This is a genomic window from Chryseobacterium rhizosphaerae, assembly GCF_003385455.1.
Classification (GTDB): domain Bacteria; phylum Bacteroidota; class Bacteroidia; order Flavobacteriales; family Weeksellaceae; genus Chryseobacterium; species Chryseobacterium rhizosphaerae.
Genome location: NZ_QNUF01000039.1, coordinates 17179 through 36889 on the forward strand (window position 1 = coordinate 17179; position 19711 = coordinate 36889).

Annotated in this window: 14 protein-coding genes and 1 riboswitch; of the genes, 3 read left to right on the forward strand and 11 right to left on the reverse strand. The window is 37.2% G+C overall.

What is annotated here, in order from left to right:
- Window positions 1–28: 28 nt before the first annotated feature.
- The 7 genes from DRF57_RS21720 to DRF57_RS21750 all read right to left on the reverse strand — a co-directional run bounded on the left by DRF57_RS21720 (window position 29) and on the right by DRF57_RS21750 (window position 10578).
- Window positions 29–2005, reverse strand: a complete 1977-nt coding sequence (locus DRF57_RS21720; RefSeq protein WP_084086544.1) for a heavy metal translocating P-type ATPase — start codon at window positions 2003–2005, stop codon at window positions 29–31.
- Window positions 2006–2049: 44 nt separating this feature from the next.
- Complete coding sequence (locus DRF57_RS21725; RefSeq protein ID WP_084086543.1) at window positions 2050–2469, reverse strand: Fur family transcriptional regulator; 420 nt, start codon at window positions 2467–2469, stop codon at window positions 2050–2052.
- A gap of 17 nt (window positions 2470–2486) precedes the next feature.
- Window positions 2487–3389: a cation diffusion facilitator family transporter gene (locus tag DRF57_RS21730; protein ID WP_115920819.1), complete on the reverse strand. Its 903-nt coding sequence runs from the start codon at window positions 3387–3389 to the stop codon at window positions 2487–2489.
- Between the two features lie 18 nt (window positions 3390–3407).
- Window positions 3408–4289 carry a bestrophin family protein gene (locus DRF57_RS21735; RefSeq protein WP_084086541.1) on the reverse strand — a complete coding sequence of 294 codons (882 nt, stop codon included), beginning with the start codon at window positions 4287–4289 and terminating at the stop codon, window positions 3408–3410.
- A gap of 136 nt (window positions 4290–4425) precedes the next feature.
- Window positions 4426–5664, reverse strand: coding sequence for an efflux RND transporter periplasmic adaptor subunit (locus DRF57_RS21740; RefSeq protein ID WP_115920821.1), 1239 nt, complete (start codon window positions 5662–5664; stop codon window positions 4426–4428).
- A 91-nt stretch (window positions 5665–5755) separates the two neighbouring features.
- Window positions 5756–10117: a CusA/CzcA family heavy metal efflux RND transporter gene (locus DRF57_RS21745; RefSeq protein WP_115920823.1), complete on the reverse strand. Its 4362-nt coding sequence runs from the start codon at window positions 10115–10117 to the stop codon at window positions 5756–5758.
- Window positions 10118–10254: 137 nt separating this feature from the next.
- The gene (locus tag DRF57_RS21750; RefSeq protein ID WP_084086538.1) at window positions 10255–10578 is read right to left on the reverse strand and encodes a DUF6660 family protein; all 324 of its coding nucleotides are present in this window, start codon (window positions 10576–10578) and stop codon (window positions 10255–10257) included.
- A 501-nt stretch (window positions 10579–11079) separates the two neighbouring features.
- Between DRF57_RS21750 and DRF57_RS21755 the strand changes: the two genes are divergently transcribed.
- Window positions 11080–11388 carry a hypothetical protein gene (locus DRF57_RS21755; protein ID WP_156125999.1) on the forward strand — a complete coding sequence of 103 codons (309 nt, stop codon included), beginning with the start codon at window positions 11080–11082 and terminating at the stop codon, window positions 11386–11388.
- Between the two features lie 68 nt (window positions 11389–11456).
- Here DRF57_RS21755 and DRF57_RS21760 read toward each other — a convergent pair whose 3' ends face one another.
- The 3 genes from DRF57_RS21760 to DRF57_RS21770 form a co-directional block, all read right to left on the reverse strand.
- Window positions 11457–12950 (reverse strand): RagB/SusD family nutrient uptake outer membrane protein, encoded by a 1494-nt coding sequence (locus DRF57_RS21760; RefSeq protein WP_115920825.1) that lies wholly within the window; start codon window positions 12948–12950, stop codon window positions 11457–11459.
- Between the two features lie 18 nt (window positions 12951–12968).
- Complete coding sequence (locus DRF57_RS21765) at window positions 12969–15902, reverse strand: SusC/RagA family TonB-linked outer membrane protein (RefSeq protein WP_115920827.1); 2934 nt, start codon at window positions 15900–15902, stop codon at window positions 12969–12971.
- Between the two features lie 83 nt (window positions 15903–15985).
- Window positions 15986–16083: riboswitch (SAM riboswitch) on the reverse strand.
- 287 nt (window positions 16084–16370) lie between these two features.
- Window positions 16371–17618: a hypothetical protein gene (locus DRF57_RS21770; RefSeq protein WP_052188469.1), complete on the reverse strand. Its 1248-nt coding sequence runs from the start codon at window positions 17616–17618 to the stop codon at window positions 16371–16373.
- Between the two features lie 359 nt (window positions 17619–17977).
- Between DRF57_RS21770 and DRF57_RS21775 the strand changes: the two genes are divergently transcribed.
- Window positions 17978–18961, forward strand: coding sequence for a helix-turn-helix domain-containing protein (locus tag DRF57_RS21775; protein WP_115920829.1), 984 nt, complete (start codon window positions 17978–17980; stop codon window positions 18959–18961).
- A 45-nt stretch (window positions 18962–19006) separates the two neighbouring features.
- A complete protein-coding gene (locus DRF57_RS21780) occupies window positions 19007–19414 on the forward strand; it encodes a type II 3-dehydroquinate dehydratase (protein ID WP_047484980.1) in 408 nt (135 codons plus the stop codon).
- A gap of 111 nt (window positions 19415–19525) precedes the next feature.
- On the opposite strand, the gene DRF57_RS21785 is transcribed toward DRF57_RS21780, so the two are convergent.
- A partial coding sequence (locus DRF57_RS21785; RefSeq protein ID WP_157969925.1) for an integrase core domain-containing protein occupies window positions 19526–19711 on the reverse strand: 186 nt, incomplete at its 5' end.

Sequence of the window (19711 nt, forward strand, 5' to 3'; positions counted from 1 at the left end):
CTTATTGTATATTTTATTTGTGTTTTCTTTAAAATTTCATTCTCTGAATCCTCACTGCATTTAAAATTGCCAGCAATGCAACTCCTACATCAGCAAAAACAGCTTCCCACATCGTTGCAAGCCCCCCGGCTCCAAGGATTAAAACAACAGCTTTTACGGCAAAGGCTAAAATAATGTTCTGCCAAACGATTTTTTTGGTCTGTTTACCTATATTGATTGCCATTGGAATTTTGCTGGGTTTATCATCCTGGATCACCACATCTGCCGTTTCAATGGTGGCATCACTTCCCAAACCTCCCATGGCAATTCCCACATCACTTAGGGCAACTACAGGTGCATCATTCACGCCATCTCCAACAAAAGCTACCGTTTGATTTTTAGCTTTAATTTCTTTGACCTTATTCACTTTATCTTCCGGCAGCAAATCCCCGTATGCATTGTCGATACCGAGCTGATCTGCCACATATTTTACCACTGTACTCTTATCGCCACTCAGCATCGTAGCTTTTACATTCATTTTATGCAGTTTGTCAACTGTTTCTTTAGCATCTTCCTTAATGCTGTCTGCAATGGTAATATATCCTGCAAACTTTCGGTCATACGCTATGGCGATAATGGTATACACAATATTGGCATGGTTGATATCATAGCCGATGTTGAATTTATCCATTAATTTAAAGTTCCCTACCAAAAGTTCGTTCCCATTGACCGTAGCTTTCAGACCATGCCCTGCAATTTCCTCTACATTTTCCAAAGGAATAGAATGATTGATATCTCCTACATAATTGTGAATGGCAGTGGCTACAGGGTGAGTACTTTTACTTTCCAGGACATTGACCATCTGAAGGATTTCATCTTTGTTAAACTCAGGGGTAATACTTACTTCCTGAACTTTGAAAACTCCTTCCGTCATAGTTCCGGTTTTATCCATCACCACATTTTGAATTTCTGCGATACTATCCAGGAAATTACTTCCTTTAAACAGAATTCCGTTCCGGCTTGCAGCCCCTATTCCTCCGAAATAACCTAACGGAATAGAAATGACCAATGCACAAGGGCAAGAAATTACCAGGAAGATCAGGGATCTGTATAACCAATCTCTGAACTGGTAGTCACTGACAAAGAAATAAGGTAATAAACAGATTCCTATGGCCAGCAGTACAACAATTGGTGTGTATACTTTAGCAAATTTTCTGATAAATAATTCCGTAGGTGCTTTTTGCGCTGTAGCATTCTGAACCAGCTCCAATATTTTACTTAGCTTACTGTCTTCATACGCAGTATTTACTTTAACAAGGGCAATACTATTCATATTGATCATCCCTGCCAGCACTGCTTCTCCTTTATTCTTGGTATCAGGTTTACTTTCTCCTGTTAAAGCTGCCGTATTGAATGAGGCCGCATCTGAAAGCAATTCGCCATCCAAAGCCAGTTTCTCCCCAGGCTTCAACTGGATAACATCTCCTATTTTTGTTTCTTTCGCTTTTATGGTTTTGGGCTGATTGTTTTCAATAACCGTTACCTCATCAGGACGTTGATCCAATAAAGCCTTTATATTTCCTTTTGCTCTGGTTACTGCCATAGACTGGAAAACTTCCCCTACAGCATAAAACAGCATTACGGCAACTCCTTCCGGATATTCTCCAATGGCAAAAGCACCAATGGTAGCAATTCCCATCAGGAAAAACTCGGAAAAAACATCTCCTTTAATGATACTTTTATAAGCATCTTTCAACACAGGAAGCCCTACAGGAATATAAGCTGCCAGGAACCATACTAACCGTACCCATCCGGTAAACCATGTGGGTTTTATATAATTATCAAAAGCAATTCCTAATAATAAAAGAGCAAATGATATGATAGCCGGAAGAAACATCTGAAAGACCGTCTGATCTCCGGAATCATGGGAGTGGTCGTGTCCGTCATGATCATGCCCATCTCCTTCTGAATGATTATGTTTTTTGGTTTCTGGTTTTTCCGGGGTTGTGCTACAGCATTTTTCCATAACTGATATTTTTATACAAATTTAATGGTGAGACAGATGCAATGCTATTGCAAACTTTCAAGACAATTTTCGCAGATTCCTTTGGCAAACAGCCTTATTTCATCAATCCTGAAATTGGTCTGAATATTCTCAGGGAAGGAAATATCTTCTTTACACGTAGTTTGTTTACATATTTTACAATAGAAATGGAGATGCCAGTCTTTATGTGTTTTCTCATCACAATCATCTTCACACAACTTATATTTTGTGGTAGTATTCTCCTGTATACTGTGAACAATACCTTTTTCTTCAAAGGTTTTCAATGTCCTGTAAATGGTGATCCTGTCTGCATTATCAAAATGATTTTCTATTTCAGAAAGAGACAATGCTGCTTCCTGAGAGCTTAAGAAATCATATACCAGGATCCTCATGCTGGTAGGCTTGGTATTTTTAACGATAAGTTTGCTTTCTATATCTTTTTTCATTGTCAACAATTTTAATGTTACAGATGCACTTCTGCTTCCTCATATCCTTCCTCCTCTATCTGAAAAGTGGTATGGCTTATTTTAAAGTTTCTGATCGTCTCCTCCGTCAAGGTTTTCAATAATTGATTTTGAGAAACCCCTTCGTTCTTTACAACATGAGCGCTCATCGCGTTGACACTCGAGGTAAGAGACCAGACATGAAGATCATGGATATTCTTCACTCCAGGGGTCTGCTCCAATGACTGACGCAGCTTATGAATGTCTACGTCTTTGGGAGTTCCTTCCAATAAAACATTAATTGCTTCTTTCAACAGTTTCCAGGTTCTTGGAAAAATCAGAAGCCCAATGGCTGCAGAAATCAAAGGATCTGCATAATACCAACCTGTGGTAAGCATAATAACTCCGGCAATCATTACCCCTACAGAGGTAAGCATATCTGAAAGAACTTCAAAGTAAGCTCCTTTCATATTCAGGCTTCCTTCTGAATCTTTTCTGAGGATCATCATCCCGATAATATTAACTATCAATCCAATTCCTGCTACAATCAGCATCGATTTACTCTGTACCTCAGGTGGACTCTGAAAACGTTTATAAGCTTCAACCAATACATAGATAGAAATTCCCAGTAAAACGACTGCATTAATAACAGCAGCTAATATTTCAGTCCGGTAATATCCATATGTTTTGGAAGGATCTGCTTTTCTTTCTCCTATTTTTATAGCAATAAATGCCAAAAGCAATCCCACAACATCCGTCAGCATATGGGCTGCATCAGCCAATAATGCAAGGCTATTGGTAACTATTCCTCCAATAACCTCAGCAATAAGATAGGTTCCGCTGAGACCGAGTACGATCAGAAGATTCTTTTTATGTCTGCTTGCTGCAGAGGGTGTTTGTATTTGTGTTGGTGTGTTTTCCATATGATCTTTATGGTTTAATTACATTTCATAATACAATGTATTTTCTTTTTTTAAAGGGACATTTTGTTCACCAATCATTTGTCTGATATTGATCTCTATGGTCTGTGCCAAAGACGTCATTGGAGTATCCACCGGGCCGTTTTCAAAAGGGTCCTGCATAATGATTGATGTTTTTTCAATAGCAATGAACATGATCGGAATCAGGAAGGTAATCGCAATTTCCACTACAAGCTGAGAATCGTCCAGCCCAAACGGAAGTATCGCGGCAAATACATAGATCAAAATATGTACTAAAATGCTGTAAGATCTTGGGAAAACGGTATTTTTCAATCTTTCACATTTTCCCATGCTGTCACAAAGTCTTGTGACGATATCATTCAGCTGCATTTGCTGAAAATCCGTTAATTCTTTTGTTGTGGCAATTTCCTTTAGCTGTTTAGAATGAGCATCCAGCAGAGCATTGGGTATATTCATTCCGTTGATATGATTTTTATCCAGATATTCCTGAACTTTTTCTGAGAAGGGTTGCTTTCTGAGAGATTCTCCCAGCGCATATGTCCAGATGATTTGTCTTTCGGCAAAATCTTTTATTGTTTTATCATCTCCCGCAGGTATAAACTGGAGAACCAGTCTTACAAACGTCCTTGAATCATTAACAATAGCTCCCCAAACGGTTCTTGCTTCCCACCATCTTTCGTAAGACTGGGAAGTCCGGAAAGCCAGTAGTAAAGATACAGCTGTTCCTAAGAGTGCGGGAATATTCAAAGGAAGTGAGATTTTTCTAAACCCGGGCAGCATATCCAAAAGACCAATAACCACAGCGAATATTCCGATAAACAGGATCTGAGATTTTATTTCACGGATGAAATACCAGACTGATATTTTTTTGTTTAATAACATAATTCATCATTTATTAAATACAACTTCTCTTTTCACCTTCAGACAGTTTTTACAAGAGCAAAAACGAATATGCAATCAGTTCTAAATTAAGCATAAAAAACGATATTTACCTGATTCCGGTCACATTCATTATGGCTTATTCATGCTCCCCTGAATTCACAAGTTTAGCATTAACAAAAAAGGCACCCTTTACCACAATTTTCGCATCAGCAGAAATCTGACCGATGGGTGTAATTGCTGTATACCCCATATCTGACGTGCCTTTCACTACTTCTATTTTTTCAAAATTCATTGTTTTAGGGTGAGGCTTTCCTTTTTCTTCATGTTCTCCTTCCGGTTTTTTATCGGTTTGTACAAAAACATAATATTTACTGTCCGCTTCTACAATCGCCGAGGTAGGAACGGCTGGTGTAGTACTTTTATCAAGACTCACAATTCCAGTAATATTCATTCCATCAATTAATCCAGCTTTATTTCCAATCACTTCGCAATGCATCGAAATGGTTTTGCTCTCGTTTTCAAATGAAGATCCTATACTATATACTCTTGCATCATATTCTGTTTCGGGGTTATTGGTCAGATTAAAATGTACAATCTGCCCTACCCTCATTTTCGGAAGGTCTTTTTCGAAAATCTGAAGATCCAGGTGAATGGAACCATTATCAATCACAGTAGCTACCGGAGACGAAATATCTACATAGCTTCCGATCTGTGCTGTAATCCCACTGATGGTTCCGCTGATTGGAGCCGTGATAACTAATCCTGATCTCATATTCCCATTGTTTACGCTTCCTGGGCTTATCCCCATCATCTGAAGTTGTTTAAGAAGAGATGCTCTTTTTGTTCTTAAAGTTTTCAGTTCAGCATCTGCACTTTGTAAATTTTTCTTTGCTCCGGCATCATTGTCAAAAAGCTCCCTTTGTCTTCTGAATTCTTGTTCCGCATAGGTTATTCTGCTGTTTGTAGTTAGATAATCTTCCTGAAGCTGTATATATTCCGGATTGGCAATGGTAGCAATCACCTGTCCTTTTTTCACAATACTTCCTACCTGGATATTTAACGTTTTTATGATTCCTCCATATAAAGAAGTAATCGTCGCTTTATTACTGTTAGGAACACTTAGCAGACCATTTGCTTTGATCGTGGATGTGAGTTCTTTCATATCTACAGTCCCCAGAGCTACTCCTACTGATTGCATCTGTTCTTCTGTTAATGCGGCTATGGTTGCAGGAGCTTCTTCTTTTGGAGTTTCCTTCTGCTCTGTTTTTTCAGGAGTTTTCTCAGCGGCCTTTTCTGCTGAAGCCTCTTTCTTTCCGCAGCTTATGATGAACAGGGAAATAAGAACAAGGGTTATAATACTATATTTGAGTTTCATATGCACATATTTATTTTTTATAAGATCGTATGCCACTGCTATCTTTATTGGTGATTGTTTACCTGAGAATGTTTTGAATAGCGATTTCATATTATTTATTAATGATTGAATTAATGGTTACTACAGCTTGGTTGACTTGTTGGATCGATTCCAGATATTTCAGCTGAATATTGGTTGCAGTTTGCAAAGCAAAAAGATATTCTACATAAGATATTTCTCCTGTTTTATAACCTAATTGAGCTGCGTTTACAATTTTTTCAGCGTTAGGTATTGCCTGAGTAGTATAATAATCATACTGCTGGATATCCTGCTGATACTGGCTGAATGCATTTTCTAAGTGCGTAGTAAGCTGTTTCTGCTGCATTTTTGCATTAGTCTCAGCAACCTGTTTTTGATATTCCAATGCCTGAATTCTTGCTTTGGTAGCTCCAAATGTCAGGGGAATAGCAACACCTAGGGTAGCAGCACTGAAACGGTTTCCGCTTCCATAGTATCTTTCCTGCCCGTTTACCGTTTGAAAGCCTATCAACGACTGATTTGTATACCCCAAGCTAAAATCAGGAAGCCCCATAGATTTTTCAACCTTTTTATTCTTCTCTGCAATCTCCATATCCTGATATAAAGCCCGGACTGAAGGGTTGTTAGCCACTACTGTACTATCCAATATATTTTCAACTTTCAGAGGTTCATAATTTTGATTGAAAGGCACCTCAAAGTCTTCTGAAGTATTTAAAATTGTTTTTAAATTCTTATAAGCATTAGTTAAATATACCTCATTCTGTCTCAGTAACAGATCAATTTCTCCTTTTTGTGTTTCTGCCGTGTTTATTTCAATTTTTTTAATATCTCCGGCTTTAAATCTTACGGTTGCAATTCTGATAAAATCATCATATACCTTGCCAAGGCTCGTTAGCTGAGCTTTGTTATACTGAAGATATTCAATTTGATAATAATAAGTACGAACCTGTCTTATCAGTTCATTGGTGGTTACTTCTTTATCAATCTGCCTACTTTTAATATTCTCATTGATTAATTCTTTTTTCGCCTTAAAAAGTGTTGGAAAAGGAATACTCTGAGAGATTGCAAAGGACTGGTCAAAATTGCGGCTATTGTATTGACCCAACTGGGCTTCAAAACTTAATTTGGGAAGTTCTTTGGATGTAGGTCTCAATGCTTCAGCTGATTTTATACTTAAATCTTTTGATTTTAAAATTAAATTATTATCCATCGCTATCTGTATGGCCTGATCTACAGACATTGGCTTGGACTGGGCTTTAAAAGTCTGCCCCATCATCATTAATCCTAAAACAAGAACTATAGTAAATGTTCCTGTATTATTGTTTTTTCTTTTCAAAATCTTTGTATTGAAAATGATATACAGCATTGGTAAAACGAATAAGGTAAGGAACGTTGCAGATACCAACCCGCCAATTACCACTGTTGCCAGAGGTTTTTGAACTTCTGCCCCTGCCCCCGTAGAAATAGCCATTGGCAGGAATCCTAATGAAGCCACGGTAGCCGTCATCAAAACCGGTCTTAGCCTGCTCTTCGTTCCTTCATACACTCGTTTCAGGAGGTCTGTTTCCCCTTCTTTTTCAAGTTGATTAAAAGTTCCTATCAAAACGATCCCATTAAGTACGGCTACCCCAAAGAGGGCAATAAATCCTATTCCGGCACTAATACTGAACGGCATATCTCTCAAAAGAAGGGCAAACACCCCTCCAATGGCACTCATCGGAATCGCTGTAAAGATCAGCCCGGCCTGTTTAAATGAACGGAATGTAAAATACAACAGCATAAAAATCAGGAGCAGTGATACCGGAACGGCAATCATCAAACGTTTACTTGCTTCCTGTAAGTTTTCAAATTGTCCACCATAGGTAAAATAATATCCTGATGGTAGCTTGATCTCTTTGTCCAATTTTGCCTGGATATCTTTTACTACACTTTCCACATCGCGACCTTTTACGTTAAATCCTATTACAATTCTACGTTTCCCCAATTCACGGCTGATTTGTGCAGGACCAAGCTTATAGCTGACATTGGCAACCTGTGACAGTGGAATCTGAGCACCAGTAGCAGTAGTAATCATTAAATTATTAACATCCGAAATATCTGACCTGTGGAGGCTGTCAAGACGAACTACTAAATCAAAACGTCTTTCGTTTTCAAAAACCTGCCCGGCAGCTTTACCTGCAAAGGCTGTACTGACCGCATTGTTAACGTCTTCAATATTTAATCCATAATTCGCGATTCTTGTTCTGTCATATTGTACATTGATTTGAGGTAAACCGCTCACTCTTTCAATCTGAGGCGCTGTAGCACCATCAACAGACTGAATGACTTTTCCTACTTTATCAGCATAAACAGCCAGTGAATCAAGGTTTTCACCAAAAATTTTCACGGCAACATCCTGCCTGATTCCGGTCATCAATTCATTGAAACGCATCTGGATAGGTTGATTTTTTTCAAAAAAGACTCCAGGAATTGTCTCTAATTTCTCACTGATCTCATCTGCCAGTTCGTTATACGATTTTTTAGTTTTCCATTCGCTTTGCGGTTTCAATACTACAATCATATCAGTAGCTTCGGGAGGCATCGGATCTGTAGGAACTTCAGCTGATCCTGTTTTTCCTACGACCATTTTCACCTCATCAAATTGTTTGATAATTCTGGAAGCCTGCATTGAGGTTTCAATACTCTGGCTCAATGAGCTTCCTTGTGGCAGAATACAATGGAATGCAAAATCACCTTCCTGTAATTGTGGAATAAATTCTCCCCCCATATTCTTAAAGATGAAAGCAGCAATGACAAAAATCGCAATGGTTGCTGAAACGATAATATATTTTATTCTGATTGCTTTTTGTAATAACGGCTGATAAACCTTCTGGATAGCATTCATCATTTTATCGGAAAGGGTATCTTTATGTGATATTTTTTTAGATAAAAATAATGCACTCATCATCGGAATATATGTGATTGATAATATAGTTGCTCCAATGATCGCAAAACCTACTGTTTTAGCCATAGGGGTAAACATTTTCCCTTCTACACCTGCCAGCGTAAGAATTGGAACGTAAACAATCAGAATGATAATTTGTCCAAATATGGCACTATTCATCATTTTGGAGGCGGCAGTTCCTACTTCCTGATCCATTTGAATCTGATTCAGCATTCCTTTATTTTTATTATGCAACAAATGCAAGGTAGCTTCCACAATAATCACAGCGCCATCTACAATCAATCCAAAATCAATCGCTCCCAAACTCATCAGGTTCGCGCTCACTCCAAAAACATTCATCATACCCAGTGCAAATAACAAGGAAAGTGGGATGGCGGAAGCCACGATAAGTCCTGCTCTCAAATTCCCAAGAAACACAACAAGTACAAAAATTACAATTAAAGCTCCTTCCATCAGATTTTTTTCCACGGTACTGATGGCTCTGCTTACCAAATCTGTTCTATCCAGAAAAGGTTCTATCACAACATCATTCGGAAGCGATTTTTGGATGGTAGGAATCTTTGCTTTAACATTTTCTACAACCTCGTTACTATTGGCTCCTTTCAACATCATCACGACTCCTCCCACAGCATCTACTTTCCCATTATAGGTTAATGCTCCGTAACGGACAGCACTTCCCAGACGAACATCTGCAACGTCTTTTACAAAAATAGGAACACTACCTGTTTCATTTTTTACGGCTATATTTTTTATATCATCCAGAGAAGCCACCAATCCAATTCCTCTGATAAAATAGGCGTTGGGTTTTTTATCGATATAAGCTCCTCCGGTATTTTGATTATTTTTTTCAAGCGCTGTAAACAGATCACTAATACTTATTCCCATCGCTTTCAAACGGTTGGGATCAATACCTACTTCATATTGTTTTAATTCTCCTCCGAAACTGTTGATTTCAGCAACTCCAGGCGTTCCGTTGAGCTGTCTTCTGACAATCCAGTCCTGCATAGTTCGAAGTTCTTTGGCATTATATTTTTTCTCACTTCCTTTTTTAGGGTGAAGGATATATTGGTATACTTCTCCTAAACCTGTACTTACCGGGGCGAGTTCAGGAGTTCCTACTCCTTTTGGAATTTCTTCAACTGCACTTTTTAATTGCTCACTGATCAACTGTCTCGCAAAGTAGACATTTACCTCTTCTTTGAATACTACGGTAATCACCGAAAGCCCGAACCTTGAAATACTTCTTGTTTCCTGAATACCGGGCACATTGGCAATGCTCTGCTCTATAGGAAAGGTTACCAACTGCTCTACTTCCTGCCCTGCCAATGTAGGACATACGGTAATGATCTGTACCTGATTATTGGTGATATCCGGTACAGCATCTATTGGCAGTTTGGTGGCACTCCAAACTCCCCAGATGATCCATACTAAGGTCATAAGACCGATGACCACCTTGTTTTTAATACTAAATTTTATTATTTTATCTAACACGATCTATATTGATTTTTATTGAAAATAAATGCATACAGTAGAAATACTGCAGCAAAAATATCATGAAAACCTCTGCAATGGTATTGCAAAGTTTCAAGTAATGTTTAGAAAGCATCACTTTCTAAAGTCAATAAAAATTAAATTTTGGGAGGCTGCCAGATAGGGTCATATATCTGGTAAGCAAGGTCATTCTTCTGAAAAAGAATTTTCTTTGAAAAATAAGCAGGAACCTGCTTGGGAATCTCTAATAACGGATCCATCTTAAATGCTGATACTGCAATCTGGCAACAGCTGCATGCACAAAGTGGTGAACAGATATCTCCTTTCTCCGTAGAATGAGCTCCATGGATACTTAGTGATATTTTCTTTTCTCCTGAATCATATGGTGTAGACACATCTTCACATGGCATTAATGATAACGCCATGAAATAAATTGCCAGTATCCATCTTAACAGATTCATTGTTACAAAGGTAAAGCTTTTTTCCAAAATGGGTGATGTCCTGGAATATTTAATATGCAATACAGAAGTGTTTCCGATTATTCTAAGTTTAATAATGAAATAAAAAACAATCACTGCATTGGTAAGAAACTAAGATTGTTTTTAAACAAATGCTCTCTACAAAAACTTTATCATGACTATTAATTCCCCAATTTACTGTTGCTTTTTCTCAGGAAAGCTACGTATACATGACTATTAATCATTCAAAATTGACAAAACACATTTTAAATCCTGACAATTATGATAATTTAGGTATTTTAAAGAACGTTCCTAATCAAATAATAAGAAATAATTTATATTAGAATGAAACCCTTTTTTGCTACACCTTTACTTATTTCATTGACTTGTTCAATCCTATTTTCTTGTGAAAAAAAAGAGATATTAAGCAAAGATATCAAGATCTTAAACCAAAATAGAAATCTTTCGACCGTTAATGGAACCGATATTTATACAACAAATCTTATGATCGAGCCTGATACCTCTGACACACTTAGGTTTAAACTAACAGATAAGGATTGGGCCTTTTTAGGAAAAAGTTTTGATAAGAATAAAATCTATCTTATTAATAACAATACAAAGATAGGAGAAAGAGCAAATTCTATTGAACTTGATGATACAATTATAATTAAAACAGACAAAAGGTCCCTATCAATATACTTTCGTCATTTTCTTGACGAAAAAGAAAGTATAGATACCGTAAAAACCAAAAGTTTAAAAAACTTCATGCACACTTTTGATTCTCTGGTATACTATAGATCTAGGGGAAAATAATTTATTAAAATAAAAGCCACCGCAAGTGCAGTGGCTAAAAAAATCAAATCTAATTATTGGGTTATAAACTATAAATTCGGGTTGTTTTCAGATTCCTTCTGTGGAATACTGAATAAATAATACCTGCTATTCGGTACAAATCCTGTTTGATCAGGGAATGCAAAATTAGTATGACCTCTTCCATCAACCGTTTTTACCGTTCCGTCCGGTGTAGTTACCTGAACTTTAACAGGCTCTCCATTAGCGTCTACGAAACGCTTCCTTACTACTGTTCCCTGTGTTCTGATGATATCTGAAAGAGAAAAACCTTCTCCGAATAATTCTTTTCTTCTCTCAATTAAAATTTCCTTCACCACATCATTCTGAGCTAAAGAACCACTGTAGACATTAGCATTTCTTGCAGATTTCAATTGATTTAAAACAGTTACTGCCTTGGATACATTTCCGTTTCTTGCTTCCGCTTCCGCTTCAATCAGGTACATTTCGGCAGCTCTCATATAGACGATATCAGCAATAAGTCCTGATTTAAATTTAAACTTAGCATACCTCAACAACCCTTCTCTTCCTTTAAGGCCATCCCATGAGAAAAGCTGAGACCTGATATCATTAGCATCAAAGAGGTCTTTAAAATAAGGATCAGCCATAAAACTGTAATAATAACTTCCGGAAGAAGATACATCCAGGTAATGGAATGCATAACTCGCCCCGGATTGCTCCTGGGTTTGTCCGTGCCCCCAAATCCATTCAGCATTATTGATATCGTTGAAACCATCCTTATATTTCTCCGGAGCCATCAAAGGGTAACCTTCTCTTGCAATTTTTGCCGCAGCTGCAGCTTTACTCCATTCTCCCGTATTCAGATAGGTTCTTGCTAAAATCCCGTTTACGACAGAACGATTGATCTTATCTTTATTATTTCTCGTATAATCTTTCAATAAATTATCAGCATCTGTAAGATCACTTTTCACTAAAGCATAGATCTCTTCCAGGCTTGCTCTTTTCTTTCCTACTGTAGTTATCGTTGAAGGTTCCGTATAGATAGGAGCTGTTAATGCCGTCTTATCTTTCAGGTAACTGAACTGATAAAAACTGGCAAGATTCAGATAACAGAAAGCCCGTAATGCCTTTGCCTGGCCTTTCACCTGATTCTTTTTTTCCTGACTTCCTTCTGTTCCGTCAATTCTGGCAATCACATTATTCATGTTATTGATGGCAGAATAGAGCATCGACCAGATAAATAATGGACGGCTTGCCGTACTATTAACCATTTCAGTAAAAGTATAGGTAGAAGAAAAACCATATTTATTAGTCAGTACCGCTACATCACTTCCCATAGCATCACTTGCTCTTAAAACAGTTGAATACCCAATATTGGCATAGGTTGTTCCATCATCATTGAATCTGGCCCAGGTTCCGTTGATTACTGTTTCTGCACTTTCAGCTGTTTTAAAAACCTCTACATCATTAGCCTGGTCGGTAGGAGCTGTTGCCAGGTCACTTTCACAGCTGGTCAGTACCCATGCTGCGAGTAAGGCAAAAGATAAATATTTTAATTTTTTCATTGTTTCAATTTTTAAAAGTTAAAGAGTTGCCTGAAGTCCAAAAGTGATTGTTCTCATTGCAGGATACCTGTAATAAGTAGTACCGTCCAATGCCTGTTCAGGATCCATTCCTTTATGTTTATAGAAGGTCAGAAGATTTTCTGCCTGAACATAAATTCTGAACTTTTTAAGTCCCAGTTTTTCAAAATAGTCTGAAGGGAGAGTATATCCCAGACTTACATTTTTAAGTCTTGCATACGTCCCGGAATATAAAAATCTCGAAGAATTAGACGTCCAGTTATTGGTAATTGTGCTCAATGCAGGTACATCCGTATTAGGATTTTCAGGCGTCCATCTGTTTAACATTTCTACGCTCCACGCACGACCTCCGGCGCTTCCGTTATGCATAATTGAGGTATAATCGGTATCAAGAATTTTACCCCCGATTTTGAAAGTCAGCAATCCTGAGAAGTCGAAATTCTTATAGGTAATACTTGTACTAAGTCCTCCGGTTACTTTTGGCAGTGCAGATCCCTGCAGTGTTCTTGTTGCTTTTGCATATTCAGAGGTAGTACCTTCCACTGTATTTCCATTAGCATCTGTACTGATGGTTTTCCATAATGGTCTTCCGTTACTTGCATCTACCCCTGCCCATTCCGGAATATAGAAATCATATACAGAACCACCTACCTGTAACAACTTTGTTCCGGTAAGGATAGAACCTTTAGGTAATTTCGTAATCTTATTATTCAATGTACTCAGGTTAAGATCTAAATTCCATTGGAAATCATCCGTCTTAATTGGTGTTGTAAAAAGAGAGAATTCAAAACCTGTATTTTTTATGGTTCCGATATTGGCCGGAAAATCATTAATTCCCAAAGACGGAGCTACTGGCATATTAAATAGAAGATCCTGGCTTTTTCGCTCAAAATACTCGATATTTCCTTTCACTCTGTTATTAAGAATCGCAAACTCTAATCCTACGTTCAGATTAAGATTCGTCTCCCATTTTAATTCGTTGGTTCTCGCTTTTTCAAGTACTGCCCCCGGCTCACCAAGGTTATTATAAAATTTATAAAGCTCCTGATAAGCGTAATAAAGAGGGAGTTTATTAGGTTGTAATAATTTATCATTCCCCTGTCCTCCATAACTTGCACGAAGTGTCAGCTGATTAAAGAAATTCAGATTTTTGATAAATTCCTCATTAGAGATTTTCCATGAACCTCCTACAGACCAGAATTTTCCCCAACGGTTATCCTTAAAAAATCTTGAAGAACCATCGGCTCTTCCTGAAGCTGACAGGAAATAGGTATTATTAAAATCATATTCCACTTTTCCAAGGTAACTTAGCAGGCTGACCTTATCACTGTTTCCACTGAAACTTCCCAATAAAGCGGCAGCATCCGGCTCATAATAGTATGGAAGTGAAAACTGACTTCTGGTCCCGGAAATTGTTTGATAATCATATTTATAAAATTCCTGACCTGCCAATACATTAAAGTGATGCTTTCCGAATTTTTTATCAAAAGTCAGAATGTTACTCGTGGTATACGATAAAGTTCTGCTGTTTGACTTTGTGACCGATCCTCCAATCTCACTACCCTGCCCAATAAGCGGGTTTGAGTAATAATGTCCATTATAGTTGACCAAATCTACAGAAAAACTGGTTCTGAACTTCAATTCAGGTAAGAATGTGAAATCCATGAAACCTTTTCCGGAGAAGTTATCTTCTTTATTTTCGTTTTTATCCAAAGGTAAAGTTGCTGCCAGATTTTGATTCTGAAGAGCGTTGGTAGGCCTGTATTTTCCAAAATCGTAAATTCTGTTTCCGGCACCATCCAATACATAAGACCCATCCGGATTTCTCTCATAATAAGGATAGAATGAAGGAACAGATCTTGCTGCCTGGATAACATTGCTTGTATTGGAATCTGAAGACGTAGGAGCCTGTTGAATACTGTTGGTATAACTTAGGTTTACCCCTACATTCAGCCATTTCTTAACTTCAGAATTGAGTTTTAATCTTGTGCTGTATTTTTTAAATCCGGATTCAATGGCAATCCCTTTATCATCAAGATATCCCAATGAGAAAAAGTAATTGCTTTTTTCACTTCCTCCACTGATATCCAGATCTACCTGATTTCTGGAAGCCACTCTCTGTAAAACATCTCTCCAGTCATCATTCCATAAAGGTGTCGCCCCGGATAATAGTTTTCCGTCTGTACCTACAGGTTTTGAATAATTGGCTCCGTAAGGATTGATACCCAGCTCAGAAATAAGATTATTGGTAGCCATCTGAGCTGCCTGCTGTCCATTGATCTGACTGGATCTGTATCCGTTTCTCAATGCTTCCCAATACAGTTGGAAATACTGATCCGTATTGACTTGTTCGTAATCTTTTACCGCTCTGGTGGAAAAACCCTGGCTCATATTAAAATTGATTCGGGCTTCTCCTTTTTTACCGGATTTAGTCGTAATAATGATGATCCCGTTCGCTCCTCTTGATCCATAAAGAGCACTTGCCGTAGCATCTTTCAGTACACTGATTGATTCTATATCATTAGGGCTTATAGAGTTCAGATTTCCGTCAAAAGGAATTCCGTCTACCACATATAAAGGATCGCTGGATGCACTGATAGAACCAATTCCTCGGATCCTGATTGTTGCTGTAGATCCCGGCTGTCCGGAAGAACTTGTTGTCTGTACTCCTGCAACCTGTCCTTCCAATGCTTTTGTAATATTGGTAACAGGTCTGTTGTTAATTTTATCACTGGAAATAGTTGCCACAGAACCGGTGTAGCTGGTTCTTTTAGCCTTCCCATAGGCTACCACCACCACTTCATCAAGCTCCTTCTCATTGAGTGTATCTTTTTTAGCCTTGGTATTCTGTCCGCTTAAGCTTCCTATTCCTAAAAAGAATACCGCTACAGGGGGAATCCAAATTTTTGAGCTAATCAAATTTTTATTAATCATAATCAATTTTGTTTATCATATATTAAAATTTTGCCCTTTGCAGATAATACAGCAAAGGGCATCGATAAATACGATAAACCTAATGCTTATTTTTCCTTTAAAGGCTGAATGTAACACCTTGCGCGAGAGCAGGTTGTTAAGATTTCATTGGGTCAGTTCCCTCCATCTTTCTTTATAAGCCGATCGAAATATGTCTGCAAATCTAGAAATATTTAGTCTACAAAACAAGTAGACTTGTAATTTTTCATGATAATTTTTCAAAAATTAACTTAATATTTTATTAAAAAGCCGATAAAATAAGGACTTATAAAAATTGACACTTTAGCAAACATGAGAAATATCATTAATAATAATTGAATCAATACACTGTGTGCATGGAAATAAAAAAATGACGCCAATGGCGTCATTAAATTATGTCTGAGTAAGAATTTTTTTTAGGAATTACAAATAATAATTCACTTATTAAGATCAGTAAAGTCTCTGGATGGATACAAAAACCTCCAGTGTATTATCTAAAGTATTGGAATCTGAAGTCGTATTACCATTCCCTGCACTTGTAAAAGATTTGTTATCTATACGGAGTGCATAGTACACTCTGTACCATTTGTTGTCAGCAGTAGTAATATCAAAAGTTACCGTTTCGTTTCTTCCATAGGTAAGATAAACCCCATCATCAAACTGTGCATAATTATTAGGGAAAATTAATAAGTTAGCGCCATGTGAGTCACCTGTATGGGTAGACACTTCAGAAACCCATACTTTTGCATTGGCAGTAGTGATATTATAAAGACGCGGATCAAAATTAGTAGTTGCCCCGCTTGAGTCAAATGCATTGGGAGCAGTAATAAAAGCATCCACTCTGAACGTATTATTGATCACGGGAAGATCATTAAGAAACTGGCTTAAAAGAAATGATGTTGTCTTGCGCGGAATTGAAGAATGATAATAGACCAGCTCTCCGGGAGCAATCACAGCTCCGGCTCCTACTGTTGCACTACAGGTCTGTCCGCCAATATTTAACGCAAAAGTAGTCAGTGTAGGGCTGGAAGCCGTAGGTACACCTGACACTGTATAGCTAAGAATTCCTGATCCTACATTAAAATTTCCAGCAGCCAGTGTTGCCGTAAGACCATTTACAGGTCCCACAGTCTGTGCCGGATAGACTCCTCCGTTTCCTCCGGTGTAAGGAACAGTCATTGTTCCGGTATAGGGAGTTCCGGCCGTATAGGTTCCTGGAGAAAGTGTTACTCCGTTACAGGTAATAGATCCTAAAGTTCCGGGCGCAAGAGAACCATTATTGAATGTTCTCCATTCAGTTCCGTTCCAAAATACGTAACCGACATAGCCTAGCCCTGCGGTTCCCAAATTGTATACAAGTAATCCCGCAGCCGGTGAAGGGATGGTAGCCCCATCCGTCTGAGAAGTCAAGGCAACTTTTGGTCCCAAAAATCCTTTTTTACTACCCACTGCAAGAGCGTCAACATTCACATCAAGCATTGCAGATGCATTAGGCACCGTAGTACCAATCCCAACGCTACCAGAAGAAGTTACAGTAAAATCATTGGATTGCTGTACAGCTGTTGGAACTCCTGTCGCATTGTTATCTTTTAAACCGTCTACATGGAAACTTCCTTGTGGATTCGCTGTATTAATACCTACCTGGGAGTAGGCTAATCCTGAAATAATTGTTGTCAATAAGAATAGTGTTTTTTTCATTTTTCGAATTATTTTTTGTTAAAAAGTTGACAAAAGCTTCTTTGAGGTGCCCTATCAAAGCATGACAAGTTGTGTTTTTATCTGGAATTTTATTTTTCAAAAATATTGGAAGAGCACAGCAAAGTATAGTTAAGAAAGAATGGAGTTTGAAACTTTTTCAATAGAGTAAGGACATTTATTCGGTACATTTGTTTGATACAATTTCTCCTGCAAAACTAACTGTATCATTAAATCAAAAAATAAAAGTATAAATCACAATCTTGAAAATGATTTAAATTTTATATATCTTTGAAAACCAAAACAATATCCTAATGAATTATGATAATTCATTAATTTATTCCTTATAACACAGATTTTAGATGTCAGAAGTAAACACAAAGAATGTACAGATAGAAAAATTTAAGCTTGAACTAATGGATAGGTATACTATTCTTATGCTGCTGGTTTTAGGAGTATATGCCGTAATCTTCACATTCTTTATTCATGACAAAATGATGTCCTGGTACTTAATGATCGGGTTATTCTTTTCCGGTTATACCTATTCAATTGTAAGAAAAAAATATCCGATAAGCCTTATAGTGCATCTGCATCTACTATTTGCCCCTATTTACAACTTCTATATTATGCTTGCCTTCTGGAATAATTCTGTTGCAAGTTTTTGTTGGCTGCTTCCCATCCCACTGGGAGCCTATATTTTCTTTTCCAAAAAAGAAGTATTACTGTATGTGGCTTATATATTATTATTAATTATTACCGGCTATATTGCAGCCAATAACTTCAACTTTACTTTTCCTGAGCATACCCAAAAAGAGGTAATGTTTACAGATACCATCCTTTTTATTTCAAATATCTTAGTTGTTTCATTATTAATTTATTATAAAGATAAGATCCGAAAACTGGAAATTCTATCTCAAATAGAATCCACTGTAATTCGAAAGGATGAAATACAGACTCCTACTGAAAACTCATGGGATGATATTGATGTTGAAAGCATGAAAAAACTATTTAAAAAAATAGAAACCGCCATGACCGAGAATAAACTTTTTAAAGATGACAAGTTCAATCTCTCAAAACTGAGCGTAGCACTAGATGTCAACAGCACTTATATTTCTAAAGCTATACGGTATAAAGGATATTCCAATTTCAATACATATCTTAATATCTATAGAATCAACTATGTGAAAAAACTTTTTACAGAGATTGATTTCCAAAAAACGACTTTGATGTATATCTATACTGAAGCAGGATTTTCAAATCAGTCAACGTTTAACAGGGTTTTTAAACAGATTGTAGGAATTACCCCCTTCAGAATATGCGCAGCAAAACCCACATACGAATATTGATCTGTAGTCTATATAAATTTATTTATCTTTGATTAAATTTTTTAAATGAAAATTCTTATCGTTAACGGCCCCAATCTTAATTTACTAGGAACACGAGAACCGGAAATCTATGGAACAATCTCTATGGAAAAGTATTTGGAAAATCTAAAATCCGAGTTTCATTCTTATGAATTAAAATATTATCAATCCAATATTGAAGGAGAGCTCATCAACAGGCTTCAGGAAGATGATTTTGATGCAGTAGTGATCAACCCGGGAGCATTCACTCATTATTCTTATGCGATAGCAGACTGCTTAAAGAACATACAAAAACCTAAGGTTGAAGTACACATCAGCAACATTTATAAAAGAGAGGAATTCAGACAAAAGTCTGTGACTGCTGCCAACACCGATGCTGTATTGTCTGGCTTCGGAATGGAAGGATACAGATTAGCTTTGCTAAGTTTAAAATAAATTCTCTTTTTAAATATCTATCACAGATGTAGCAAAATAAACAATACATTTTACTCTATTTGAAATAAAATGAGTCGTCCTAAAATAGGTTGACATAAAATTAAACAATATTTAATCCGGAGATGCATTTGTTTCTTCGGATTTTTTATGGACTGTATCTGGGGTTTGCATATTAAGACTTAGATGTGGTCTTTTCGCATTATAAAGCCAAATACTTTCTTTTATTAATGAACTTAAGTGGTGCATATTTTTTGTTTTACAAAAAAGAAACTCCTGCTTTAATATCCCATTAATTCT

Bases quoted from the DNA above. Each gene is read 5' to 3' on its own strand.
- DRF57_RS21720 (WP_084086544.1), bottom strand. From the start codon at position 2,005: ATGGAAAAATGCTGTAGCACAACCCCGGAAAAACCAGAAACCAAAAAA.
- DRF57_RS21725 (WP_084086543.1), bottom strand. From the start codon at position 2,469: ATGAAAAAAGATATAGAAAGCAAACTTATCGTTAAAAATACCAAGCCT.
- DRF57_RS21730 (WP_115920819.1), bottom strand. From the start codon at position 3,389: ATGGAAAACACACCAACACAAATACAAACACCCTCTGCAGCAAGCAGA.
- DRF57_RS21735 (WP_084086541.1), bottom strand. From the start codon at position 4,289: ATGTTATTAAACAAAAAAATATCAGTCTGGTATTTCATCCGTGAAATA.
- DRF57_RS21740 (WP_115920821.1), bottom strand. From the start codon at position 5,664: ATGAAACTCAAATATAGTATTATAACCCTTGTTCTTATTTCCCTGTTC.
- DRF57_RS21750 (WP_084086538.1), bottom strand. From the start codon at position 10,578: ATGAATCTGTTAAGATGGATACTGGCAATTTATTTCATGGCGTTATCA.
- DRF57_RS21755 (WP_156125999.1), top strand. From the start codon at position 11,080: ATGATCGAGCCTGATACCTCTGACACACTTAGGTTTAAACTAACAGAT.
- DRF57_RS21760 (WP_115920825.1), bottom strand. From the start codon at position 12,950: ATGAAAAAATTAAAATATTTATCTTTTGCCTTACTCGCAGCATGGGTA.
- DRF57_RS21765 (WP_115920827.1), bottom strand. From the start codon at position 15,902: ATGATTAATAAAAATTTGATTAGCTCAAAAATTTGGATTCCCCCTGTA.
- DRF57_RS21770 (WP_052188469.1), bottom strand. From the start codon at position 17,618: ATGAAAAAAACACTATTCTTATTGACAACAATTATTTCAGGATTAGCC.
- DRF57_RS21775 (WP_115920829.1), top strand. From the start codon at position 17,978: ATGTCAGAAGTAAACACAAAGAATGTACAGATAGAAAAATTTAAGCTT.
- DRF57_RS21780 (WP_047484980.1), top strand. From the start codon at position 19,007: ATGAAAATTCTTATCGTTAACGGCCCCAATCTTAATTTACTAGGAACA.